Raw genomic sequence first — 24,823 nt, forward strand, 5'->3', positions numbered from 1 at the left:
ATTCAATTATTTACAAAATGAAAATATTAAAAATAACAGTTTCTGTAGCAGCATTATTCGCATTTACGATAAGCTACGCACAGCAAGCTCAAGATTCTGTAAAGACCTATAAAAAGCGTGTTTTAGAAACTACCGAGGTAGATTTTTTAACAAGTTATTATTCACAAGATGGTGATAATGCTGCGGTAAGTGGCGGTTTAGGTACCGAAGAGTTAACCGATTTTACGGGTACGTTCGTAGTTGCGATTCCTTTAAACGACGATGATGTTCTTACCATAGATGCTGGTGTTTCGGCATATACATCTGCTTCTTCGAGTAATGTAGATCCTTTTGATGGTGGCGAACCAGCAGATCCGTTTGTAGCAAGTTCTGGTGCTTCTAGTTCAGATACTTGGGCAAGTATATCTGGTTCTTATAGTCATAGTTCAGACGATAGAAATACCATAGTTTCAGGTAAAGTATCCGCGTCCAGAGAATATGATTATACCTCTTTAGGTTTCGGTGGCGGATTGACAAAATTATTCAATGAAAAGAATACAGAGGTCAGTGTAAATGCAAATGTTTATTTAGATAAATGGAATGCTTTATATCCATCAGAATTAAGACCTTTCGCGAGTGGAGCAAATGGTTTAGCGAATGGGCTTTTTAGTAATAATACAATTACGGGCAATACTAATTACGCTCCTATATTCAATGAGTTTTCAGATGAATCAAGAAATTCTTATTCCGTCGGATTAGGATTTTCACAAATTCTGAGTAAGAATCTCCAAGGTTCATTGGCATTAGATTTTATTCAACAAGATGGTTTGTTGTCTACTCCGTTTCAACGTGTGTACTTCAGCGATGTAGCAGATTCGTTTATTGAAAATTTTCAATTGGCAGATGCTATAGAACAGTTACCAGATAGTCGATTTAAAGTAGCTGCAGGCGGTCGTTTAAACTGGTATATCAATGAAACATTTGTGGTAAGAAGCTTCTATCGCTATTACTATGATGATTGGGGTATCAACTCGCATACGGCAAGTGTAGAGGTACCTATTAAGCTTACCGATAAGTTTACTATTTATCCATCTTACAGATATTATCAGCAATCTGCAGCTGATTATTTCTTTGGTTATGAGGAAGCAGTATCAACCGATACCTTTTATACGTCAGATTATGATTTGTCAAAATACTCGGCAAACCAATTTGGAATGGGAGTTTCCTACACAGATATTTTTACCAAGATGCATATCTGGAAACTCGGTCTTAAAAGTATAGATCTAAAGTTCTACAAATATGATAGAGATACTACGTTTAGTTCTAGTATCGTCACCGCAGGCTTTAAGTTTGTTTTGGATTAAAATTTACGATTAAAAAGGAACAAAAAGCAGGTCTATTGACTTGCTTTTTGTCTTTGGTAAATGGTTTTAATTTTGGCATCGTTCAGAATTAACCAAAAGAAATAGTTAACTTTTCAAGCGTATAAAGCAGTAATAAAATTTGATTTTAATGGAATTGAGAAAAGAATATGACCTTATTTGTGTAGGTGCAGGTATCATGAGTGCTACGTTAGCCTTATTGGTAAAACAGTTAAAGCCAGATCTTAAAGTGCTGATCGTTGAACGATTAGATAAAGTAGCACAAGAAAGTTCTGCAGCCTGGAACAATGCCGGTACAGGTCACTCTGCCTTATGTGAACTTAATTATACACCCGAAGATGAAGAGGGTCATGTGAATATAAAAAAGGCGATAGATATTTGTACGCAATTTGAAACCTCTAAACAATATTGGTCTTTTTTGGTAGCTGAAGGACTCATTAAAGATCCAAAATCATTTATTACCCCCGTGCCACATCACAGCTGGGTAAAAGGGAAAGACAATGCCGACTACCTTGAAAATCGATATAAAGCTTTTAAAGAGCATTTCATGTTCGATACCATTGAGTTTACCAGAGCGGTAGATAAAATGAAGGAGTGGTTTCCGTTGATGATGCATGGCAGAACTGAAGATGAGGTTATGGCAGCTTCTAGAATTAATAGAGGAACAGAAATGAATTATGGTTCGCTAACTGAGCAATTATTCGATATTCTAGAAAAGGAGTATGATACTAAGGTGTTGTTCAATACCGAAGTAGAAGATATTGATCCCGATCATGATGTAGAGTGGTTGGTGAAAATGGAAAATCTAAATACAGGTGTCAAGAATACTGTAGATTCCGAGCATGTCTTTATAGGTGCTGGTGGTGGTAGTTTGTTATTGTTACAAAAAGTAGAGATAGAAGAAAAGGATGGTTATGGTGGTTTCCCGGTAAGTGGGGAGTGGCTGGTATGTAAAAATCCAGATATAATTAATCAGCATAATGCCAAGGTGTATAGCAAAGCAGGTATTGGAGATCCACCAATGTCGGTACCACATTTAGATACTAGATATATCAATGGAAAAAGAGAATTACTTTTTGGTCCGTTTGCAGGGTTTAGTCCCAAGTTTTTAAAAGAAGGCTCATATTTAGATTTATTAAAATCCATCAATTTTGATAATATTCCATCTATGTGGGGAGTTTTCTGGCACAATTTACCACTAACGAAATATTTGGTAGAACAAGTAGCCATGAGTTTTGAAGATAGAATGGATTCATTAAGAGTATTTCTTAAAGATGCCAAAAGCGAAGATTGGGAGATAATGGTTGCCGGTCAACGGGTACAAACAATTAAGAAAGATGAGTTTGAGGGTGGTTCTCTAGAGTTTGGAACTCAGTTAGTACATAGTAAAGATGGTAGAATTACCTGTCTATTAGGTGCTTCGCCAGGTGCATCTACTTCTGTGAAGATTATGTTAGATGTATTGGAAAAAGCTTTTCCAGAAATAATGGAGTCTAAGTTTGGTAAAGCTCAACTGAATAAAATGGTTCCTTTCTATAAAAAAGAGGTTACCAAAGATTTGTTCGAAAAAGAGCTAGCCCGTGTAACAAATGATTTAGATTTATAAATCAAATTTATTTAAGATAAATTTATGCTTAATAGCACTAAATCAACACAATAAAAAGACGGTACTTGCATTATCATTATTCAGTACAGTTACTACTAAAATTAAATGCGGTTTAAATTACCTTTATTCTTTCTTTTCATAGTTAGCTTTACTACGCAAGCGCAGTTAAGCGATTTAGCACGGTTAGATTTTACATTTATCCCTAATAAAGGATCAGATGTAGAGTATACACGCTCAAGATTTCTTGTAAATTATCCAGTAAAACTCAAGAAAGAAGGTCAGTATTTATTTTTAGGAGTTGATTATAGCAACGTTCATCTTCGTTTTAAAGATGATGAGCTGCCTTTTGATAGGGACTTATTAAATGATTTTAAACTTTTAGATTTCACCATAGGATTTACAAAACCTTTAAAAAATGGATGGCGTTTGGGCGTGCGTCTTCAGCCTGGTATTAGTACAAATGATGAAGCAAAGCATTTATCATCAGAAGATCTTGTTTTTTCAGGTGATGTTGTATTTATAAAAAAGTTTGAAAATAATATAGATAAGCCATCTCGTTTAATTGTCGGATTATCCTATTCACAAAATAGGGGCTATGTATTTCCATTGCCGTTCATTAGCTATTATAAAAAGTTTAGACCCGACTGGTCTTTTAATATTGGTGTTCCAAAGTCTAATTTACAGTATCATCTTGCAGAAAAACATCGTTTCAAATTATACACACAATTAGATGGTTTTACCTCGAACATTCAAAATGGGGCTTTGGTAAATGGTAATGAATATGCAGAAATAATAAATATGTCTTTAATAAATGGTGGCCTACAGTATGAGTATCATTTTACGGATCATCTACAATTAGATTTACGTGCTGCTTATAATTTCAATTTAAATAATAAACTAAAAGACGGTAGTAATAACACGCTACTTACCATAGATAACGATTCTAGAAGCTATTTTAGAGCAGTTTTAAGATTCAAAATATAAGCAGTAGTTACAAAATAGAAAACGCCGAAATCATAGATTTCGGCGTTTTCATTTTACAATAGCATAAGGGCGTTAGCCAATTACCGATTTTTCAGTAATAAATGGTTGATTGTAATGTCTTTGACCTGTAGCTTTATAAAGGGCATTCGCCAAAGCTCCGATAATCGGAGGCAAAGATGGCTCTCCTAAACCAGTAGGATCTATTCCATTATCCACAAAAAAGCTTTCAATTTCTTTCGGTGCTTCTTTATGTCGTATTAGGCGATAGGTATCAAAATTCTTATGTTGAGGTTTACCATCTTCAAAAGTCATTTCGCTATAGGTAGCGTGACCAATACCATCGATGATTCCTCCTTCAATTTGATTTTTAGCAGCCATAGGGTTAATGACAATTCCGCAATCTACGGCACACCATACTTTGGTAACCTTTGGTGATTTTGTATCTGTTGCTAGGTCTAAAACTTGCGCAACATAAGAGTTATGGCAGTAATAAGCAGAAACACCTCTTGCGGCACCGTTTTTCTTACTTCCGTCCCAACCAGCTTTATCTCTCACTAATTTAAGAACACCTGCATAACGCACTGGATCGTAATCGTTCTTTTCAGGTTCACCAACAGGGTTTTTAATTGCTCTATCAAATAGCTCTAGTCTAAATTCTATTGGGTCTTTACCAGCAGTCTCAGCAACTTCATCTAAAAATGCTTGTTCTGCACCGGCAACAAAGTTAGAACGTGGTGCACGCCACGCCCCTGTGGTAACATTGGTTTCTAAACTGAATTTTTCAGCTAGGTAGTTATCGACAGCACCTGCCGGAAATCTATTTTCAAAAAGCAAATCGTCATTAGATCCCGCACCTTTAACATGCCAAGCAATTAAATTACCTTCTTTATCTAAACCTGCTTTATACTTTACTTTATATGTTGGGCGGTATGTACCTTGGGTCATATCATCTTCACGTGTATACACCAATTTTATTGGTGCTTTCATGTGTTGAGAAATTACCGCAGCTTCCACACCGAAAGTTCCATATAGACGACGACCAAATCCACCACCCATACGGCTCATTTTAATATCAATTTTCTCCACAGGCATACCTAATCTAGAAGCCAGGGTCTTTTCTAAAAACTCAGGAGTTTGTATTGGTCCGTTGAACAAAGCTCTTTCAGCAGTAACATCTGCGTAAAAGTTCATAGGTTCCATAGTATTGTGCGCTAAAAAAGGAGCACTGTATGTGCGTTCTATAACCTTATCTGCTTTTTTAAATGCACTAGCTACATTACCATCTTTACGAGCAGGTTGTTTAGAAGAAGTGTTCAATAATTTTGTCAATGCTGCATCATGCCCTTCTGTACTTTCTAAAGCCGAAGATTCTTCCCACTCCACATTTAATGCTTTTTTAGCCTGCATGCATTGCCAAGTAGATTCGCCTACAATAGCTACAAGCTTATCGATACCACCGGCATCAGACCATTGTTTCTCCGTATCATCTTTATATACATCAATAGGGAAAACGTCTTTAATACCTGGCATAGATTTAACGGCATCGGCATTCATCGATTTATACGTCATACCAAACGCAGGTGGATGCACGATCATGGCGATCATCATACCTTCTTCTTGAATATCTATTCCGAATAAAGGCTTTCCGGTTATAATATTTGGACCATCAACATTACGTCTATCCGTTCCAATGATATCAAAATCATTTGTCTCTTTAAGTTTTACCTCTTCAGGTACAGGCATCGTTGCTGCCTTTGAAGCCATGTCACCAAATCCGGCTGAATTATTTGATGCGGTGTGACTTATAACTCCGGCAACAACTGTAATTTCAGAAGCATCAACCTGCCAAGTATCGGCAGCTGCGGCAACTAACATGTGTCTTGCAGTAGCACCTGCCATTCTTAAACCTGACCAACCAACACGAATAGATTGACTACCACCTGCCAATTGTCTTTGAAAAATATCGGTATTTAAAGGCGCTTGTTCAACGATTACATTTTTCCAATCTACACCAAGTTCATCTGCGACGATCATGGGCATAGAGGTCTTTACATTCTGTCCTATTTCTGGATTAGGCGACATAATCGTCACCATGCCGTTATCTCCAATTTTAAGAAAGCTATTAATATCGAACCATTCTTTTGGTATGTTGCTTACTTGCTCAGGGGTTGGTTTACATGATGCTAGCCAACTGAAGCCTAAAATCATACCGCCACCGGCAAGCGAACCGCTTTTTAAGAAAGAACGTCTATTATATGTTGTTTTAATGAATGTCATTTGTGTTTTTTTTGAAGGTTAAAATCCCAAAATTGTGGGCTTATAATTACGCGTTAGAAATACTTGAAGCATTTTTAATTGCTTTCTTAATTCGCGTATAAGTACCACAACGACAGATATTACCGTTCATAGCATCTTCAATTTCAGTATCAGTAGGATTAGGGTTTCGTTTTAAAAAGGCACTAGCATTCATAATTTGACCGGCCTGGCAATAGCCACATTGGTATACATCTTCTTCTAACCAAGCCTTTTGAACCGGATGATCTCCGTTTTCAGAAAGTCCCTCAATTGTAGTAATCGATTGTTCGCCTACCGCAGAAACTGGTAGTTGGCAAGAACGTACAGCATTATCGCCCAAGTGAACGGTACATGCACCACATTGTGCAATACCACAACCAAATTTTGTGCCTACCAATTTTAAATGATCCCGTAATACCCAAAGCATTGGGGTAGTGGGATCTACATCAACTTCTTGGGTTTGTCCATTAACTTTTAAACTGAAATTTGCCATTCGTTTTTCCTATTTGTTTGAGTCCCATGAAATTAGGAATTTTTTTAGAGTAAATGGGAGCAATGAATCATAAATTATCAAATTTTTATTATTCATTTTTAAAATCCAACGAGATAAGATTATAACCAGTTTTTGTTGGTCATCGTTCGTTCTTTCAATTGATTGTCAAAGATTTCTTTTAGGATATAAAACGAAAAGAGTTATTTAAAAATTCTATTGTGATATTCCTTTTATGGTGACCTAAGTATTTTTAACACACAGAATTACATGATGCTTTTTAAAGGGCATTTTGATTAAAAATATTAGACGATGATTACGCAACATATATCAGAAACTGTTTCTGAATCCATAATAAATACTATAGGCAATACGCCTTTGGTACAACTCAATAGAATTTTTAAACAAAATAAATTCAACCTTTTTGGTAAGCTAGAAGCTGCAAACCCTGGCGGAAGTATTAAAGATAGAACGTCACTTTTTATTTTACAACAAGCTCTTGCTGATGGTAGAATTAAAAAAGGAGATACAGTAATAGAATCTAGCTCAGGTAATATGGCGGTAGGTTTGGCGCAGGCATGTTTATATTATGGTCTTAAGTTGATTGTGGTAGTAGATCCGAAATTAAATTCGCACACCGAAAAAATTCTGAATACATATGGTGCTCGCATAGAAAAAGTTACCGAACCAAAAGATAATGGCGGTTTTTTAGCAGCAAGATTAGAAAGGGTTCAATACCTATTAATTAGTATACCCAATAGTTTTTGGTCGAATCAATATGGCAATAAAGACAATCCGTTAACGCATCATAAAACGATGACAGAGATGATGAATTCTCTACATGGAAAGTTAGATTACCTATTTGTGGCAACCAGTACCTGTGGTACTTTAATGGGTTGTGCAGATTATATTCATGAAAACAATCTTGACACTAAAATTATTGCGGTTGATGCGGTAGGGAGTGTGCTTTTTGGTGGTCCGCCATTGAAAAGATTAATTCCTGGTCATGGGGCAGGGGTACCTTCTCAATTTTTAGATACGAATAAAATTCATGATTACATCTATGTAGATGATGTAGACTGTGCAAGAGGCTGTTGGTCATTATTAGAAAACGAATCTATTTTATGCGGCGGTTCTTCTGGTGGTATGATCAGTGCCGTAAAAAAGTATAGTAAGCATATTGAAGAAGGTAGTAATTGTGCACTGTTCTTATGTGATCGTGGAGAGCGCTATTTAGATACTATTTATAACAAAGAGTGGTTGTTGAATAAACTTCCAGAAAGTAGAAACGCATTTACACCAATTGGTGGGTGGTAAATAAATTTATGGACTACGATACAATATATAAGATTGGAATTATAGGTTTCGGACCTAAGGGTTTTTATGGTTTTGAAAGATTGATAGCTTATTTGAATGAAGCTAAAATTTTAAAGTCGATAGAAGTTCATATTTTCAACAACACAGCTTTTTTGGCATCTGGCGATGTATATAGAACAGATCAGCCAGCGTATTTAATAATGAATTATGCCAACCGTAATATCAATAGTTGGGTATTAAAAGAGCCTTTTTCAATAGCTAGTTCTACACCAGACTTTGTAACATGGTTGACAGCAAAAGGTCACGCCGAGGCAGCTGCGGGTAAGTATGCTCCTAGAGCTTTAGTAGGTAGCTATTTGGCAGATTGTTATCAATTGGTATTAGAACAATTACCAAAGAATGTGAAGGTGTTTACTCATATTGGTAAGGTTACCGATATGATAAAGCAAAACGAAAATTATCAAGTATTTTATACGGATAGGAAAAGCGGGGAGCAAGATGTTATTGCTTGTAACAATGCTCTATTTACAACCGGTCACCATTCCTTTAAATCTCATAAACCTGAAAGTGTAATTTCAGATCATAAGATTGATTTTATTTATCCGACGGATCAAAAATTGAGTCCGGTTACACCGCAATCATTAGTGGCTATAAAAGGATTCGGATTAACCGCTATAGATGCAATTTTAGCATTGACCGAGGGTAAAGGAGGTACATTTAAAAAGAATGATAAGGGAATTTTAAAATATATTCCATCAGAAAAAGAGCCTTATAAAATATATACGTTCTCAAGAACAGGTTTGCCCATGGTGCCCAGAAATGGTTCACCAACTTTAGAAACAAGACTTCAATTTTTTACAAAAGAAGTAGTTCAAGACTTGAAAGGGAATAAACCTATTAGTTTTAATAGTACCCTTTTACCAATAATACAAAAGGAGTTTTATTACGCATTCTATAGTGTTTTGTTCAAAAACCAGGGACATCAGTTTTACTATGATAAAGATTTTACGGTGATGGAAAATCAGGCTCAATATTTTCATGAAGATTACCCTGAGACTCCGGTTTTCAATTGGGAAACTATTGTAAATCCGTTTAAAGACGAGCCTATTTTATCATCTGTAGTACTACAAGTTTATGTCGAGTTTCTAATCGATGCAGCAAAACTGGGTGAAGATAAAAGTCCGTTTATGGCAGCAGTCGCTACGTGGCGAAAAATAAGTCCGATATTCAATGAACTCTATAGTTTTGGAGGCTTAGATGCAGAATCTCAAAAGGAATTCGATACCTATTATTTCGGACTCTTCAATAGATTGTCTTACGGTCCACCAGTTAAGAATATGCAAAAAATATTAGCATTATGCAAAGCAGGAATTTTAGATTTCTCGTATGTAAAATCGGCAAATGTCACACAAAATAGTGAGAACAATAATTTTACTATACAGGTAGAAAACGGGCAAGCAACTGAAGTAAACTATTTGATAAATGCTACAATAGCAAGAGCAAAAGAAAGTGGCTTTGAAAACGAACTATATCAAAATTTAAGTAAAAACGGACTTATACGTGAGTTCGAGAATACAAATTATATGCCTGGCTGTTTAGAAATAAATGACAAGGGAAATCCGGTTTCGGGAACAGGAATCGTGAATAAGGATATTACTTTTTATGGTACGCCAACAGAAGGTATCACGTGCGATAATGACACCTTGTCAAGAACTAGAAACGATTTTGCAACAGACTGGGCAAAAGAAACGTGCACTGCAATTTTAAAAAGAGATGGAAGAACAGAAAATTATGATAGAACAGAAAATGTACTATAAAGGAAAACCTAAGAATGAACTAACACCGATTACCTCGAATTGGATGCATGAACTGTTCAATGATCAAGCAGTGTTACGAGGGTTGGTTGAACGTTATGGTTCGCCAATAAACGTACATCATTTACCGTCTTTCAATCAAAATTGCGAAAGCTACAAGCAGGTTTTTGAATCGTACGGATTAAAATATAGAATTTTCTACGCTAGAAAAGCGAACAAATCTAAAGGTTTGGTAAAGCAAGCATTTGCGTCGGGCATAGGTGTAGATACTGCCAGTTTTAAAGAATTGGAACAGTCATTATCGTTGGGCGGAAATTCTGAAAATTTAGTATTGACAGCGGCTATAAAAACAGAGGCTCAAATTGAGTTAGCTATAAACACAGGCGTACCTATTATTTTAGATAATGAAGATGAGTGTAGGTTAACGCAAGCCGTTGCTGCAAGAATTGGTAAAAAAGCAAATGTAGGTTTTCGCATTAGCGGATTTAATGTTGATGGAGAAAAGCTATATAGTCGATTTGGCTTTGATGTAGTTGAGGTTGTTGATTTTATAGGCTCTTATGTAGGTGAGAACAAAACTTTTAATTTATTAGAAGTAACCGGACTTCATTTTCATTTAGATAGTTATTCTACCTATCAGCGAAGTGTAAGTTTAATAGCTAGTATAAAGATTGTTTCAACCTTAAAAGAAAAAGGATATTCGGTTTCATTTATTGATATAGGTGGTGGTATTTTAATGAACTATTTAGAGGATGAAAAGCAATGGTCGAGCTTCAATAAAAATTTAAAGGAAGCTGTGTTAACACAGCATAATGATATTACTTTTAATGATAATGGACTAGGTTTTAGACTAGAAGATGGTGAGCTGAGAGGAAAATTGAATACCTACCCTTATTTCAATAATATAAATAAAGGTTCTTTTATGCGAGAAGTGCTAGATTTTATGGATGATGCATCCGGATTATCGGTGGCTTCTTTATTGCTTCAAAACGAGATTGAAATCCGTATTGAACCAGGTCGTTCTTTATTAGATCAAGTAGGTATGACGGTAGCGAAAGTCATCCATAGAAAAAAAGATGCCAAAGGTCAATGGTTGGTGGGCTTAGAAATGAATATGAGCCAGATGATGAGTTCTAGCTCCGATTTTCTATTGGATCCGTATATGTTGTATAATTCAGAAGTAAAGGAAGATGAGTCTGTTGATGTATTTTTTACCGGAGCCTATTGTTTAGAAAGAGATGTGTTGTTAAAACGAAAAATTACTCTACCAAGATTACCAGAAATAGGGGAGTATGTAGCTTTTGTAAATACAGCAGGTTATATGATGCACTTTTTTGAAACCGAAGCACACCTTTTCGAACTGTCTACAAATTTGCTATTTACGGGGTCAAATGAGAAACTATCATTTTTTCAGTTTATTGATGATAATAAGATAGTGTTAGAATAAATTAAAATAGCATTTCGAAATGCATCAATAACTAAGTGTTTTAAGACAAGGGGAATTTAGAGTAATGGGTAAATTGTATAAAAACAATATATCATGAAAATACAAGCATATTTAGCCTTCAACGGTAACTGTCAAGAAGCATTGAGCTTCTATTCAAATTTGTTCAACGCAGAAATAAAGAATAGACAAACATACGAGGAAAAGAAAATTGATGTCCCATCATCGTTCCGTCAAAAATTACAACACGCAGAGTTAAAAGGTAAAGGCGTACACTTTATGGCATACGATGCCTCGCCCGATACACCATTGAACAATGGTAACCAGATTAACATGAGTGTAGACACGAATGATATGGAAGAAGGAAAACAACTATTCAGCGATTTATCGAGTGGCGGTCAAGTACACCACGAATTTAGAGAGCGAGAATGGGGACATTTTGGTAGATGCACAGACCGCTTCGGAATTGGATGGATGGTAAATGTAGATAAGTAAGCATTTACAAATAAGAGAATTATAAAATTAAGTAAGAACTATCGAGATGAACCTCATTTAGAGGTTTATCTCGATTATTATATAAAAAGAAAATTATGGATATTATTTATGAATATGACGGCGTAACCGCTAGTCAAAGATTAGAAAGTTTTGCAGAAGAGAAGTTGAATAAACTTCATAAGAAGTTTGATGATGTTATTCGAGCAGATGTATTTTTGAAACAAGAAAACACATCATCAGATGAAACAGGCATGATTTGCAACATACGTTTAAGCTTGCCAGGACCACGAATTTTTGCCGAAGCCAGTAATCAAAATTTTGAAGAATCGGTTATTGAGTCTGTGAGCGAGTTAGAACGCCAATTAAAAAAGCGAAAAGACAAATTGAAAACTTATTAATAAGCATAAAAAAATCCCTTGCAATTGCAAGGGATTTTTACTTTTTAGGGGATTCTATTATCTGTGATGCTCTAAAATTTCGGTAGTTTCTAGATCATTCTGTAAAAATTCTTTTTGCGCTCTAATGATTTCTTTTAAACGGTGTGGCATCATAACTTCTGCAAGTGCATTATCATAATCATTAATTGCAGCTTTATCGCCTCTAACAGCTTCTTCTAACATTGCTTCGTCATTATCTTCTGCGAAAAATGCTTTTACATCCATCCAAGTTCTATGTAATGTACCGGCTGCACTACCTTCAATTTCTACGCTACCTAAATCTAATTCTGGCACCGATGCTCTAAGTTCTCTTAAAAACTGCATGCGATCAATAACTTTTTTCTCAAAGTAACTTTTGATTCCTACTTGTTTAGAATTTTCAGATGCTTTTTCAAATCCTTTGATGGCATCTTCATTTTTACTTACCAAGTCTTTTAAATGGTCTTCAATTTTTGCTATATCAGTATTCATATTTTAAATTTTATAAGGCGCTAACGCCTTTGATTAAATAAATTTTCTTTTACTAAGATACAGGCATTAAAGCAGTAAGCTTAGCTATAAAAAATAGTTGTTTTGCTCTATTCAATAATTTGTAAACTACCGTAATCATTAGTGTTACTTATGGTTTTTAGAATATATTTTATACGGATAGAGCTAAGTTTAATTTTGGTTTAATATTATTTTGGACGGGAACAATAAAAATGAGATTATGGGATTATCACCACTATTTGGAGTAGCGAAAATGTTAGTAAGAAGTAGAAAATTGAAAATGGCAGCTGTAGGTTTACAATTGGCATATTTAGGGTACACCTACATTTCAGATAAAAGAAAAAATAAACAGGTTCGAAAATAATTCAATATTTTATTTAAATAATTGATTTTAAGGTATTTATAGTGATTTATCTATTGAATAGTTTATCAAATTTTTAAAAACCTATGAATTTTTATTAATAACCAATTGAATGAGTTGCAAGACCTTTGGAGTATTAATCCCCAAAATCTAGTAACATGAACAATTCAATTAAAATCAGCCTTTTGTTTGCTTGCATGGCAACCATGGGCTATGGCCAAGATTTGGCCTACAATGACAACGGTACAAGTTTTCAACAAAGAAAGGTTGAAGAAGTAACCAACCGTACAGAGAATTATAATCAGTTAAAGACACTTGGTTTTTCTGATGCAGAAATCTTTGAAGATTTAGGTAATGCTAATTTCCTGACCAAAAAATATGCAAATGCATTATACTGGTATGGTAGATTGATGGAAATCTCTGCTGATGGTACTTTAAAAAGAAGCTATCAGAAAAGATTTGACCATGCCGTTTCTCAATTAGGTAAAGAAGTACAGAATGAGTTAGCAGATGAAAACTGGACAGAGTTAGTTAAAGATGATTATAAAATGACACGCGCAGTTGTGCCATCTCGTCTTACCTCTAATAACAGAAGAAACTTTTTACCTTGGGATGATCAAGGTACTACTAAAGAGTTTGCGGCAAATAATGCTGCCCCTGTAAAAACTACTGGTGAATATGCCCCACCGGTAGCGTTAACAAATGGCGGAAATACTGCCTACTACAGTAAAACAACATACCAAAAACCTACAACAGGTATGTTCTCAAAAAAGAAAGAAATACACAAAATTTACAAAGCCGATAAAGTTGGTGGTGAGTGGAAGAAAATTACCGAAGTAGCTGTATGCCCTAGTGATTACTCTGCAAAACATCCGGCAATTTCGCCAGATGGTAGTCGTTTGTTTTTCGCATCTAATATGCCAGGTACATTTGGTGAGTATGATATTTATGTAGCAACAATTCAAAAAAACGGAATGTTGGGTCAAGCGAAAAACTTAGGTTCAAAAGTAAATACAGCAAAGAATGACGTTCTTCCAAATCCTGTTTCGAATGGTAGTTTGGTATTTGCGTCAGACGGTAGAGATGGTTACGGTGGCTTAGATGTATACATGGTAGAAGTTGGGCAACGTAGTGTTGGTCTAGCTGTAAACATGGGTAATACCATTAATAGCTCATATGACGAGTACTCGGTAAACCTTTTACAAAGCGATGGTTCTGGTTATGTAGTGTCTAATAGAATGGCACAAGGCAAGCATACACAAAATGTAGCTTTTAATTTAAGTGATAAGCCTATAAATGATAAAGATAGAGACGATCGCTTCTTAGAAGCCTTTAACTCAGATAGACGAACGCAGTATTCAAGTTCTGTTTTCGAAGATGAATAACCACCCATTATTCATTTCCCCCAATTCATTTGACAAATTCAATTCTAATCATTTAAATCAATCGTTATGGAAAGTCCGTATAAAATCAATAGTTTACTTATTGCTTTATTCTTATTGGCTCTTGTCCAAACAGTAAAAGGTCAAGAAACCAATGCAAACTTAGGATCAAGCAGTACGTACCACAACCAATTATTCTTCAATAGGTTTTTTATAAACCCAACGTTTTCATTGGTACGTGAGAACAAATCATATTTAAACATTCTACACAGAAATCAATATGCAACCTTCGATGATAATAGTCAAAACTATTTTCTAGGATTTAGCAACAAATTAAATGACCATACTGCTGTAGGTATTGGTGTTTACAGTCAATGGTCTGGTGTTGTTCAAGAATTTGGTTTTAATGCCAACTACGCATCGGCAGTACGATTAGGAGCGAAGTCGGTATTAACCTTTGGTGCGAACGTTACCTATTTTAATCAAGGTTTAGATAAAAATAGAATAATCGTTGGTGAAGAAGACCCTCAATTGGCAGATGCAAGAAAAGAAAGTAAAATTGCCATACAACCAGGTATGAACTTATCGTTAGGTAAATTCGATTTCGGATTCTACGCAGAAGACCTTTTTAAATACAATCAAACAACGAACGAATTTTTAACCGAATTGTCTACAAAGAGTGTAAAGGCTTCTGTTCAGTATACACACTCATTTGAGCATTCAAGGGGTCTTTTTACAGATGCTCGTTTAATGCCAATGGCGCAAGTGGGTCAGAATTATGATGGTAGCTTATATTACTTTGGATCGTTATTATTAGATATGCCAAACTACGGATGGTTACAAACAACGGTAGATGAAGAGTATGGAGTAGCGGCAGGTGTTGGTTTTAACTTAAGTGATAAAATGTCTTTAGGTTATTTAATGGAGAAAGACTTATCAAGTGAAGATGCCAATTTAGGTTGGAATCATGAAATCACTTTAGCATACAAATTTAAAGATGATGATTTGGCGATATCAGTTGCCGATAACTCATCAGACAATCAAATAGATAATATAGTACGTAATTATGAAGAGCAGATAGCTCATTTAATTGAAGAAAGAGATAGCGCTAGAAAATCGGGTCGTAAAAAACAAGATGCATCAGCTAATGCAACTTCTACGGCTTCGGGAAGTAGTTTAGCATATGAGAACAAAATTATTTTAGATGAGTTGATTCTACGTCAAGATTCTATTGAAATTGAACGAATAGCAGCATTTGAAGAACGATTTGAATTAATTGTTAGAATGTTACGTAATGATATTGATACCACGATCAAGAGCTCTTTACAAGACTTTAGTGTAGAAGAAAACACTTCTTATGCATCTAATGATTTAAATAATGATGCTATTGACTTTGTAACAGAACCTGCAAATGCTTTTGCTGCCACAACTACAGCAGCAACAGTTGCAACGACCACTTCTTCAAGAAGAGCCAATTTTAAAGAATTTCCGTCTACAAGAGATAATTTTAAAGAATTACCGGTGAAAATGATGGTAGATGCTGATGTTATCGATATGAATTCTGGTTACTATGTAATTGCAAATGTATATAGTCAAACAAAGTATATGAATGCTTTTATGAAAGATTTGCGCGAAAAAGGATTAGATCCAAAGCAATTTTACAATAAAGAAAACGGTCTGTATTATGTGTACTTAGCAGATTACGATTACAAGAACGATGCACAAATGGCAGCAAGTACAGATTTAAATGGAAAATACAATCAAGAGAAATGGATTATGCAAGTAAGCGAAACAACGGCTACTGCATCTAATACTTTTGAAGATGATGATATAAGTATAGAGTAACATATTAAAAATCTATAAACCGTTACGGTTATATGGTTGATTTGAATTGTCAATAAAAGGAGGGGTTGTTGTCCGGGGGGATAACTGGGTTCCCTCCTTTATTTTTTGGTTTACATTGGTGGTGATTCTCGGTTTTAACTTTACGTTAACTATCGATGAATTACCTTATTTTTTATAAAAAGGTTGTATTTGAACGAAAATTCTTATGTTTTCAACGGGTATATTACATTAATATCTATATTTCGATCACCAAATAGATTCAAACCCAATTGTATAACCCCAAATCCCCCCACAACCATGAATGAATTTTACCTACTAAATTCCGGTTTCAAAACACATTTTTTTCTTCACAAGATTTCTATCATTTTAGAACTCCGAAATCTCATTAATCCAAAGTTTGGCAAACGCCACAGTTTTCAGAATTGATTCACTAGCGGTAATCCGTTTTTGATTTAATTTTTACTAAACAATTGCGAAGTACGATCTAAATATTTTGATTGTTCTTCAAGGCATTATTTGTCATTATATATGTAAAAGTGAACGTATAGCATACACTATTAGTTCATAATACATGTCTATTGTTTAGTTATTCAATCCTTGTAAAAGTTGATTGAAATTACTCAAAACTAACTGTAGTTATTGTTCTATTTTAGAATGATAGCTTCAAAAACTATGGAGATTATGAAAAATTCAAGCATTAGAATAATAGTATTAGAAAAAGATACCTCATTACATTCTGTTTATAAAAATCACTTCGAAGAAATCGATGGTTATGAAGTGGTAGGCAGCTATACATCTGCCAAAGATGCCATTAAAGATTATAAGTTTACCAAGCCTCATATTGTACTTTCAGAAATTGATTTGGATGATGTGAATGGGGTAGATGCCATTAAACTTTTCAAGAAAAAAGATTGGGAAGTAAAAATCATCATGTTCAGTGAAATCAATGATTTCGATATTATAAAAAATGCCTTTAAAAAAGGAGCGAACGGTTATTTGACAAAGCCGTTGACCTTAGATAAATTAGAGCATGCATTACGTAGTATGGAGAAAGAAGGTGCCGCTATGAGCAATGATATTGTTAAGAAAATCATTAGTAATTTTCATAGAAAGACATTTGCCTTTTTCTCTGAAAGAGAGAATCAAATTGTAGACTTTTTATGTCAAGGAGCAACTTATAAAATGATTGCGAAAAAGCTATTTGTAACTCCCAGTGCGGTAAATTTTCATATTCAGAATATCTATTTAAAGTTAGATGTAAACTCTAAATCAGAGGCACTTTCTAAAATAGAGCAGCTTCAAAATCAGCTAGAACAGTATTAAAGTGCTACTTGTTAAGTATTGATTGTTAGGGTAGTACGAAAACCTTTTCGAAGATAAATTATTTTTTAAAATGAATTTAAATAACTGATAATCAATATATTAAAAAGTATTAGTAAGAATATTCAATATCTACGAATTCTATTTACGATAATATTTCGTAGTACAAATATTGAATGGTCGGTATAGTAACTATTTTTGGTTTAACTTATTACAGCAAACCAATTTATACTATTTATGTACCATTTAGGATTAGATATCGGAAGTTCATCTATTAAGATTGCTTTGGTAAATGCTTCAACCGGAAAAAGTGTTGGAGTAGTTACAGAGCCTGAGACAGAAATGTCTATGGAAGCTGTAAAAAACGGTTGGGCAGAACAAAGTCCGGAAGATTGGTGGAACTACGTTTGTAGTGGCATCGACAAATTATGTGTACAAGAAAGTATTAGTAAATCTGATATTTCAGGTATCGGAATATCATATCAAATGCACGGTCTAGTGCTTATTGATAAAGAAGGTAACTCTCTAAGAAAATCTATAATATGGTGCGATAGTAGGGCAGTAGGCATTGGTCAACAAGCCTATGAAGAAATAGGTGCAGAAACCTGTGATACCCATCTATTAAATTCACCTTCAAATTTTACCGCGTCTAAGTTAAAATGGGTCAAAGAAAACGAGCCTGAAATTTACGCGAAGATTTATAAAATGATGCTTCCGGGCGATTATATCGCTTACAAGTTATCGGGAGTGGTAAATACTACCGTTTCTGGTCTATCAGAAGGCATTTTTTGGGATTTCAAGAAAGATACAATTGCTGATTTGGTATTAGATCAATACGGATTAGATAAAGAAATGATTCCCGATATCGTTGATACCTTTTCGGTACAATCTAAAGTAGATGAAAAAGGGGCGACAGAAAGCGGACTTTCCATAGATACTCCAATACTATATAGAGCAGGCGATCAGCCAAATAACGCTTTGACTTTAAATGTTTTTAACCCTGGTGAAGTTGCTGCAACGGGTGGTACATCTGGTGTGGTATATGCCGTAACAGATAACCTTTCGGTAAAAGAAAGCTCTCGTGTAAACAACTTTGCACATGTAAATTATTCGCCAGGTAAACCAGCTAGAATTGGTAAGCTTCTTTGTATAAATGGTGCGGGTATTCAGTACAGATGGTTGTTAAACAACCTCGATGTTGCTTCTTATGAAGAAATGAATACGTTAGCAGATGAGGTGCCAATTGGGTCAGATGGCGTTGCTATGATTCCGTTTGGTAACGGTGCCGAAAGAATGCTACAAAGTAAAGAAGTAGGTACAAGAATTCTCAACCTAAATTTAAACAATCACGGTAAGGGTCATTTGTGTCGTTCTGCATTAGAAGGTATTGCTTTTTCTTTTGTTTACGGAATGGAAATCATGGAATCTGACGGAATTAAAGTGAACGTGATGCGTGCCGGTAACGACAACCTTTTTCGTTCAGAAATATTTTCGAATACCGTGGCAACCTTAATAGGGTATGATATTGAAATTTATGATACCACTGGGGCAATTGGCGCGGCAAGAGCGGCAAACTTATACAAAGGCGATTTTGAAGCATTCGGTAAGGCAATTTTAGATAATGATTACGTAATGACTTTTAGTCCGAAGAAAGATAAAAAACCATACCAAGAAGCTTATGCAACTTGGAAAAAAGAATTGGAATTAATATTGAACAACTTATAAAATCAACATAATGGCAAACAAGGAATATTTTAAAGGAATAGACAAAATTAAATTTGAAGGCAAGGAATCTGACAATCCTATGGCTTTCAAATACTACAATCCTGATCAAGTAGTAGCTGGTAAAACTATGCGTGATCACTTTAAGTTCTCAACGGCGTACTGGCATACCTTCTGTGGTCAAGGTTCAGATCCATTTGGTCCTGGTACACAGAGTTTTGAGTGGGATAAATCATCAGATGCTATTCAAGCAGCTAAGGATAAGGCAGATGCAGCTTTTGAATTCTTTGATAAAATAGGATTTGATTACTATTGTTTTCATGATTTCGATTTAATTCAAGAAGGGTCAACATTTGCAGAATCTGAAAAGAGATTGGCAACGATAACTGACTACTTAAAAGAGAAGCAAAAAGAATCTGGTAAGAAATTACTTTGGGGTACGGCTAACTGTTTCTCAAACCCAAGATACATGAACGGTGCTTCTACCAATCCTGATTTTAATGTATTGGCAAGAGCAGGTGGTCAAATTAAATTGGCTTTAGATGCAACTATCGCTTTAGGTGGTGAGAATTATGTTTTCTGGGGTGGTAGAGAAGGTTATATGTCTTTATTGAATACAGATTTAGGTCGCGAAGTAGATCACATGGGTCAGTTTTTGACTATGGCGAGAGATTATGCGCGTAGCCAAGGGTTTAAAGGGAATTTCTTTATAGAGCCAAAACCAATGGAGCCAATGAAGCATCAGTACGATTTTGATAGTGCTACTGCAATAGGTTTCCTAAAAGAGTACGGTCTAGAGAACGATTTTAAAATAAACATCGAAGTGAACCATGCAACATTGGCACAGCATACTTTTCAACATGAAATTGCTGTAGCAGCAAAAGCTGGTATGTTAGGTAGTTTAGATGCTAATAGAGGTGATTACCAAAATGGATGGGATACAGATCAATTCCCTAACAACATTCAAGAAACAACAGAAGCAATGTTGGTATTCTTAGCTGCTGGCGGATTACAAGGTGGCGGAGTAAACTTTGATGCCAAAATAAGAAGAAACAGTACGGACTTAGAAGATGTGTTCCACGCACATATTGGTGGTGCAGATACATTTGCAAGAGCATTGATTACTGCAGATAAAATTATCGAATCGTCATCATATAATAAGTTACGTGAAAACAGATACAGTTCTTTTGATTCTGGTAAAGGAAAAGATTTTGAAAACGGTAAGTTAGATATGAAAGATCTTTACAATATCGCCAAAGAAAATGGTGAGTTAGAATTACAGAGTGGTAAGCAAGAATTGTTTGAGAACATCATCAATCAATACATATAAGTTGTATCTCCCCAGTTTTAACCAATAATCATTGGTAATTTGGGTTATGGAATTTATAAAATATGAAGATAACTGTCCCTTGGTTTTACCATTAGGGACAGTTTGCTTTTACGAATAATTTAAATGTCAATTTAAATCTGTTCTTTTGCAGTATTAATTATGAAAAAAGTAACTCTAAAAGATATTGCCGGGCATTTTGGTGTTTCTATCTCTACCGTTTCTAAAGCGATAAATGATAGTCACGAAATTAGTAATGACCTAAAGATAAAGATTCAGGCCTACGCTAAAGAGAAGCATTATAAGCCTAACCGATTAGCACTTAACTTATTGAATAAGAGTACCAAGACAATTGGTGTAATCGTACCCAATATTTTAAATTACTTTTTTGTTCAAGTTCTATACGGTATTGAAAAGGTAGCCAATGAAAGTGGCTATAATATCATTAGTTGTATCAGTAATGAATCTAGTGCCAAAGAAACGAAAACACTTGAGTTTTTTGACGCGGGTACTGTAGATGGCGTAATTATGTCGTTAGCAGAAGAAAGTCAGAACGAAGACACGCACGAAGCATTAATCGATGTAATTAATAACGATATTCCTGTAGTACTTTTTGATAGAGTTTCAGAAAACGTGCAATGCGACAAGGTCGTTGTTGACGATTTAGAGGCAGGGTATAAAATAACTAAACACCTAATAAATATAGGTTGTAAAAATATAGCGGTCGTTAACCCTATATCTAGTTCAAGTGTAGGTAAATTAAGACTTTTAGGATATAAAAAAGCGTTAGAAGAATTAGATATTCCTTTTGATCCTAAGCTGGTTATCAACCTTACCATAAAAGATGATTTAGATTTATTGATGTCCTTTTTACTGAATTATAAAACCATAGATGGTATCATAGGTATCGATGAACTAATTGCCGTTCAAGTCTTAGAAGTAGTTAAGGCAAGAGGGTATAACGTACCAAATGATATTTCAATTATTGGCTTTACAAACGGACAGTTATCTAAATACGTAACTCCGTCACTAACCATGGTGAGTCAGCATGGTAAATATATAGGCGAGCAAACAGCTAAACTTTTGATTAACAGAATTAAAAACCCTGGTTTGCCTTATGAGACTAAGGTTGTAAAAACCAGTTTGCTGGTAAGAGATTCCACCAAAAAACTACAATAAACTAGACCGAATCTGGGTGTGGATGCTTCCAATCGCCACGATAATCTCGTTGCAATAATGCAGTAGCTTCTGGGTCATTTAAAACAGTTCTACTTTCTGGCTCATATATTAAAGGCCTTTTTAAATCCATCGATAAATTTGCCAAAATACAGCTAGCGGTAGAAATGTGTCCGTTTTCAATATCAGCAACAGGCTTGGTATTATTTTGAATCGCATTCAAGAAATCTGTCATATGCCTACGAGTAGCGGGTGCAGCATGCAATTCTATGTCTTTTTCAGTAAGATCTTCAGGGTATATCTCCTTCTCATAAACAACATCAAAGCGAATAATTTCACTACCATCTACAGGTATAAATTCCGCTTTCATCACATCGCCCATTAGAACACCTTTTTCTCCGTATATTTTAAAAGCCCAGGGGTAATCTGTATCATCTGGGTTTCCCCATGTTCTATGTTGCCAATTGCAATTATGGTCGTCATACTCGAATACGGCAGATTGGGTGTCAGATATGTTCGATTTTCCATCCTTCTGAACAAAAATTCCGCCTTCAGAACTAATACGTTTGGGCCATCCTAAATCGAGCATCCAACGAACGGTATCTAACATATGTACACACATATCACCTGTAATTCCGTTTCCATATTCTCGAAACGTACGCCACCATCTTTTGTGGGGTAGACCATCGTAAGGTCTCATAGGTGCGGGACCTGTCCACATTTCATAATCAAAGAAATCGGGAACTTCCTGCTCTGGCGGATTCCCATTTGCCCGCATATGATAATAGCAACTCATATCTACGTGACCAATGGTGCCTAACAATCCGGTATCAATAATTTGCTTTTTAGCCGCTACAAGATGCGGCGTACTTTTTCGTTGTGTACCCACTTGAACTACTTTGTTATATTTTCTAGCAGCAGCGACCATTGCCTCACCTTCCATAACATCTACGCTGATCGGTTTTTGAACATAAACGTGAGCTCCAGATTTAAGTGCTTCAATGCAGGTTAAGGCATGCCAATGATCGGGTGTGCCTATTAGAACAATATCTAGTTTATGCTTTTGTAGCATGGTTCTATAATCAGAAAAAAGTTTTGGTTTTTTGCCATTTTTTTGCCGTTCAGAAACTAATTGTGCTGCAGTATTTAATTGATTTGTATCTACATCACAAAGCGAAACCACTTCTACATTTGCTACCTGAATAAGACGTAATAAATCGCTTGTGCCATACCAACCAGTACCAATAAGAGCTACTCTTTTTGGCTTTTCGTTTGCGAAAAATTTAAATGCGTAAGAAGGTAAAGAAGTAAATAGTAGTGATGCCGATGCTGCTTTAATAAAATTTCGTCTTTTAATGGATAGAGGTTGGTTAGGCATGACAAGTTGGTTTTTAGGAGCTTATGAATATCATAATTATAAGAGTCAAGATAACAAATCCTTTAAAAATAATATTCAATGATTATGAATTTGTTAATATGAGGCATAAATAGGTATATTTAAATCAAAATTTTATCACATACAATGAATTTACGTTTTATCCTGATGATGCTGTGCCTGGTGGTTACCACTTTTGCCAAGGCTGAAATTACACTACCTAAAATATTCTCTAATGAAATGGTTTTGCAACGAGAAAGCGATGTATTGCTTTATGGCTGGGCAGACCCCAATGAAGAGTTTACAATTTATACAAGTTGGAACGATGAGACCGTAGCCGTTAAAACAGGTAATGATGCAAAATGGGAGCTAATTGTAAAAACTCCACAAGCAGGCGGACCGTTTCAAATAACATTTAAGGGTAGTAAAAACGAAATTACCCTGAAAGATGTGTTGGTAGGTGAGGTGTGGCTTTGCTCTGGGCAAAGTAATATGGAGTGGAGTGCAAACAGTAAAATTGCGAATAGAGATTTTGAAGTTGATAATGCTAACTACCCGAATATTCGATTGTTTACGGTTGCAAAAAGAACAGCTAAGTATCCGCAGGAAGATATGGATGGTACATGGGTAGCTTGTTCACCTGAAACCATGCAAGATTTTAGTGCAGTTGCCTATTTTTTTGCAAGAAAGGTTCAAGAAGAATTAAACATTCCGATCGGATTAATAGATAACGCATGGGGAGCATCTAGCGCAGAAGTCTGGACTCCGGCGTCTGTATTTAAGGCACACCCCGAATTGGTCGAAGCGCACAAAAAAGTAGAACCAAATAAATGGGTGACGGTAGAGAAATCTACTTTGTACAATGGTATGATAGCACCTTTGACCAAGTTTAAAATTGCAGGAACACTTTGGTATCAAGGCGAAGCTAATACGGCAAACGCAGAAAGCTACCAAGATCTTTTTAGTAAAATGATTACTTCTTGGCGTAAAGAATGGAATGACGATTTTCCATTTTACTATGTACAAATAGCGCCATTTAAATACGATCAAGAGTTTGCGGGTGGTATGGTACGCGACCAACAACGAAGAACTTTGGCGTTGAAAAATACTGGCATGGCTATGACCAGTGATATTTGTACGACCGAAAATATTCACCCTTTAAACAAACAAGATGTAGGTTTACGATTGGCGAATATTGCACTTAAAAATCACTACGGTTTATTAGCCGATACAGAAGTCTATGGTCCGCTTTACGAATCTTTTGAAGTAGACGGCAATCAGCTAAAAGTGAAGTTCACTCACGCTGACGGATTATATAATAAAGGAAAGAAAATAACACTTTTTGAAGTTTCAAATGCTGCAGGAGAATGGTTTTCTGCGAAGGCAAAACTGAAGAATAATGAAGTAATCGTAAGCTCAAAAGAAGTGAAGAATCCGACAGGGGTTAGATATGCTTTTAAAAGTACAGACATTAGTACTTTGTTCAATACGGCAGGTTTGCCTGCTTCTACTTTTATAAGCGAATAACAAAATTGCCCAAAACGGACTAATATGCTTAAAAAGTATCCGTCCGTCCAGTAACG

Annotated in this window: 20 protein-coding genes; 16 read left to right on the forward strand and 4 right to left on the reverse strand. The window is 35.4% G+C overall.

The window, feature by feature from the left end; genetic code table 11:
• The first annotated feature begins 17 nt into the window (after positions 1-17).
• The 3 genes from QSV08_RS01885 to QSV08_RS01895 all read left to right on the forward strand — a co-directional run bounded on the left by QSV08_RS01885 (position 18) and on the right by QSV08_RS01895 (position 3,951).
• Complete coding sequence (locus QSV08_RS01885; RefSeq protein ID WP_324026071.1) at positions 18-1,343, forward strand: DUF3570 domain-containing protein; 1,326 nt, start codon at positions 18-20, stop codon at positions 1,341-1,343.
• Positions 1,344-1,491: 148 nt separating this feature from the next.
• Positions 1,492-2,967 (forward strand): malate dehydrogenase (quinone), encoded by a 1,476-nt coding sequence (mqo, locus tag QSV08_RS01890; RefSeq protein ID WP_324026073.1) that lies wholly within the window; start codon positions 1,492-1,494, stop codon positions 2,965-2,967.
• 105 nt (positions 2,968-3,072) lie between these two features.
• A complete protein-coding gene (locus tag QSV08_RS01895) occupies positions 3,073-3,951 on the forward strand; it encodes a DUF6268 family outer membrane beta-barrel protein (protein WP_324026074.1) in 879 nt (292 codons plus the stop codon).
• Positions 3,952-4,023: 72 nt separating this feature from the next.
• Here QSV08_RS01895 and QSV08_RS01900 read toward each other — a convergent pair whose 3' ends face one another.
• Positions 4,024-6,228, reverse strand: a complete 2,205-nt coding sequence (locus tag QSV08_RS01900) for a xanthine dehydrogenase family protein molybdopterin-binding subunit (protein ID WP_324026076.1) — start codon at positions 6,226-6,228, stop codon at positions 4,024-4,026.
• A gap of 46 nt (positions 6,229-6,274) precedes the next feature.
• A complete protein-coding gene (locus QSV08_RS01905) occupies positions 6,275-6,739 on the reverse strand; it encodes a (2Fe-2S)-binding protein (RefSeq protein ID WP_324026078.1) in 465 nt (154 codons plus the stop codon).
• 309 nt (positions 6,740-7,048) lie between these two features.
• Between QSV08_RS01905 and sbnA the strand changes: the two genes are divergently transcribed.
• The 5 genes from sbnA to hpf all read left to right on the forward strand — a co-directional run bounded on the left by sbnA (position 7,049) and on the right by hpf (position 12,204).
• Positions 7,049-8,053 carry a 2,3-diaminopropionate biosynthesis protein SbnA gene (gene sbnA, locus QSV08_RS01910; RefSeq protein WP_324026080.1) on the forward strand — a complete coding sequence of 335 codons (1,005 nt, stop codon included), beginning with the start codon at positions 7,049-7,051 and terminating at the stop codon, positions 8,051-8,053.
• Positions 8,054-8,061: 8 nt separating this feature from the next.
• A complete protein-coding gene (locus tag QSV08_RS01915) occupies positions 8,062-9,870 on the forward strand; it encodes an FAD/NAD(P)-binding protein (RefSeq protein WP_324026082.1) in 1,809 nt (602 codons plus the stop codon).
• Positions 9,827-11,314, forward strand: a complete 1,488-nt coding sequence (locus QSV08_RS01920) for a Y4yA family PLP-dependent enzyme (protein WP_324026084.1) — start codon at positions 9,827-9,829, stop codon at positions 11,312-11,314. Before QSV08_RS01915 ends, QSV08_RS01920 begins: the two co-directional genes overlap by 44 nt.
• Positions 11,315-11,407: 93 nt before the next feature.
• Complete coding sequence (locus QSV08_RS01925) at positions 11,408-11,806, forward strand: VOC family protein (RefSeq protein WP_324026086.1); 399 nt, start codon at positions 11,408-11,410, stop codon at positions 11,804-11,806.
• Positions 11,807-11,901: 95 nt separating this feature from the next.
• Complete coding sequence (gene hpf, locus QSV08_RS01930; protein ID WP_324026088.1) at positions 11,902-12,204, forward strand: ribosome hibernation-promoting factor, HPF/YfiA family; 303 nt, start codon at positions 11,902-11,904, stop codon at positions 12,202-12,204.
• A 57-nt stretch (positions 12,205-12,261) separates the two neighbouring features.
• Here the strand turns inward: hpf and QSV08_RS01935 are convergent, their stop codons facing one another.
• Positions 12,262-12,714, reverse strand: coding sequence for a ferritin-like domain-containing protein (locus QSV08_RS01935; protein ID WP_324026090.1), 453 nt, complete (start codon positions 12,712-12,714; stop codon positions 12,262-12,264).
• A gap of 238 nt (positions 12,715-12,952) precedes the next feature.
• Between QSV08_RS01935 and QSV08_RS01940 the strand changes: the two genes are divergently transcribed.
• From QSV08_RS01940 to QSV08_RS01970, 7 genes are all read left to right on the forward strand, one after another.
• On the forward strand, positions 12,953-13,096 hold the full coding sequence (locus QSV08_RS01940) for a hypothetical protein (protein ID WP_166638607.1): 144 nt from the start codon (positions 12,953-12,955) through the stop codon (positions 13,094-13,096).
• A gap of 155 nt (positions 13,097-13,251) precedes the next feature.
• Positions 13,252-14,478 (forward strand): TolB family protein, encoded by a 1,227-nt coding sequence (locus QSV08_RS01945; protein ID WP_324026092.1) that lies wholly within the window; start codon positions 13,252-13,254, stop codon positions 14,476-14,478.
• A gap of 66 nt (positions 14,479-14,544) precedes the next feature.
• A complete protein-coding gene (locus QSV08_RS01950; protein ID WP_324026094.1) occupies positions 14,545-16,320 on the forward strand; it encodes a type IX secretion system membrane protein PorP/SprF in 1,776 nt (591 codons plus the stop codon).
• 681 nt (positions 16,321-17,001) lie between these two features.
• Complete coding sequence (locus QSV08_RS01955) at positions 17,002-17,643, forward strand: response regulator transcription factor (protein WP_324026096.1); 642 nt, start codon at positions 17,002-17,004, stop codon at positions 17,641-17,643.
• 234 nt (positions 17,644-17,877) lie between these two features.
• Positions 17,878-19,365 (forward strand): xylulokinase, encoded by a 1,488-nt coding sequence (locus tag QSV08_RS01960; RefSeq protein ID WP_324026098.1) that lies wholly within the window; start codon positions 17,878-17,880, stop codon positions 19,363-19,365.
• 10 nt (positions 19,366-19,375) lie between these two features.
• Positions 19,376-20,692, forward strand: coding sequence for a xylose isomerase (xylA, locus tag QSV08_RS01965; protein ID WP_416382049.1), 1,317 nt, complete (start codon positions 19,376-19,378; stop codon positions 20,690-20,692).
• 159 nt (positions 20,693-20,851) lie between these two features.
• Positions 20,852-21,868: a LacI family DNA-binding transcriptional regulator gene (locus QSV08_RS01970; RefSeq protein WP_324026100.1), complete on the forward strand. Its 1,017-nt coding sequence runs from the start codon at positions 20,852-20,854 to the stop codon at positions 21,866-21,868.
• 1 nt (position 21,869) lies between these two features.
• On the opposite strand, the gene QSV08_RS01975 is transcribed toward QSV08_RS01970, so the two are convergent.
• Positions 21,870-23,243, reverse strand: coding sequence for a Gfo/Idh/MocA family protein (locus QSV08_RS01975; RefSeq protein ID WP_324026102.1), 1,374 nt, complete (start codon positions 23,241-23,243; stop codon positions 21,870-21,872).
• Between the two features lie 144 nt (positions 23,244-23,387).
• Here QSV08_RS01975 and QSV08_RS01980 point away from each other — a divergent pair, with 144 nt between their 5' ends.
• On the forward strand, positions 23,388-24,767 hold the full coding sequence (locus tag QSV08_RS01980) for a sialate O-acetylesterase (RefSeq protein ID WP_324026104.1): 1,380 nt from the start codon (positions 23,388-23,390) through the stop codon (positions 24,765-24,767).
• The last annotated feature ends 56 nt before the right edge of the window (positions 24,768-24,823 follow it).

Origin of the sequence: Maribacter sp. BPC-D8 (genome assembly GCF_035207705.1) — a bacterium.
Taxonomy (GTDB): Bacteria; Bacteroidota; Bacteroidia; order Flavobacteriales; family Flavobacteriaceae; genus Maribacter.

Excerpts from the sequence above, each read along its gene's own strand:
- QSV08_RS01950 (WP_324026094.1), top strand. The coding sequence starts at position 14,545 with ATGGAAAGTCCGTATAAAATCAATAGTTTACTTATTGCTTTATTCTTA.
- QSV08_RS01925 (WP_324026086.1), top strand. The coding sequence starts at position 11,408 with ATGAAAATACAAGCATATTTAGCCTTCAACGGTAACTGTCAAGAAGCA.
- QSV08_RS01960 (WP_324026098.1), top strand. The coding sequence starts at position 17,878 with ATGTACCATTTAGGATTAGATATCGGAAGTTCATCTATTAAGATTGCT.
- QSV08_RS01920 (WP_324026084.1), top strand. The coding sequence starts at position 9,827 with ATGGAAGAACAGAAAATTATGATAGAACAGAAAATGTACTATAAAGGA.
- QSV08_RS01885 (WP_324026071.1), top strand. The coding sequence starts at position 18 with ATGAAAATATTAAAAATAACAGTTTCTGTAGCAGCATTATTCGCATTT.
- sbnA (WP_324026080.1), top strand. The coding sequence starts at position 7,049 with ATGATTACGCAACATATATCAGAAACTGTTTCTGAATCCATAATAAAT.
- mqo (WP_324026073.1), top strand. The coding sequence starts at position 1,492 with ATGGAATTGAGAAAAGAATATGACCTTATTTGTGTAGGTGCAGGTATC.
- xylA (WP_416382049.1), top strand. The coding sequence starts at position 19,376 with ATGGCAAACAAGGAATATTTTAAAGGAATAGACAAAATTAAATTTGAA.
- QSV08_RS01900 (WP_324026076.1), bottom strand. The coding sequence starts at position 6,228 with ATGACATTCATTAAAACAACATATAATAGACGTTCTTTCTTAAAAAGC.
- QSV08_RS01970 (WP_324026100.1), top strand. The coding sequence starts at position 20,852 with ATGAAAAAAGTAACTCTAAAAGATATTGCCGGGCATTTTGGTGTTTCT.
- QSV08_RS01915 (WP_324026082.1), top strand. The coding sequence starts at position 8,062 with ATGGACTACGATACAATATATAAGATTGGAATTATAGGTTTCGGACCT.
- QSV08_RS01895 (WP_324026074.1), top strand. The coding sequence starts at position 3,073 with ATGCGGTTTAAATTACCTTTATTCTTTCTTTTCATAGTTAGCTTTACT.
- QSV08_RS01940 (WP_166638607.1), top strand. The coding sequence starts at position 12,953 with ATGGGATTATCACCACTATTTGGAGTAGCGAAAATGTTAGTAAGAAGT.
- QSV08_RS01945 (WP_324026092.1), top strand. The coding sequence starts at position 13,252 with ATGAACAATTCAATTAAAATCAGCCTTTTGTTTGCTTGCATGGCAACC.
- hpf (WP_324026088.1), top strand. The coding sequence starts at position 11,902 with ATGGATATTATTTATGAATATGACGGCGTAACCGCTAGTCAAAGATTA.
- QSV08_RS01975 (WP_324026102.1), bottom strand. The coding sequence starts at position 23,243 with ATGCCTAACCAACCTCTATCCATTAAAAGACGAAATTTTATTAAAGCA.
- QSV08_RS01955 (WP_324026096.1), top strand. The coding sequence starts at position 17,002 with ATGAAAAATTCAAGCATTAGAATAATAGTATTAGAAAAAGATACCTCA.
- QSV08_RS01980 (WP_324026104.1), top strand. The coding sequence starts at position 23,388 with ATGAATTTACGTTTTATCCTGATGATGCTGTGCCTGGTGGTTACCACT.
- QSV08_RS01905 (WP_324026078.1), bottom strand. The coding sequence starts at position 6,739 with ATGGCAAATTTCAGTTTAAAAGTTAATGGACAAACCCAAGAAGTTGAT.
- QSV08_RS01935 (WP_324026090.1), bottom strand. The coding sequence starts at position 12,714 with ATGAATACTGATATAGCAAAAATTGAAGACCATTTAAAAGACTTGGTA.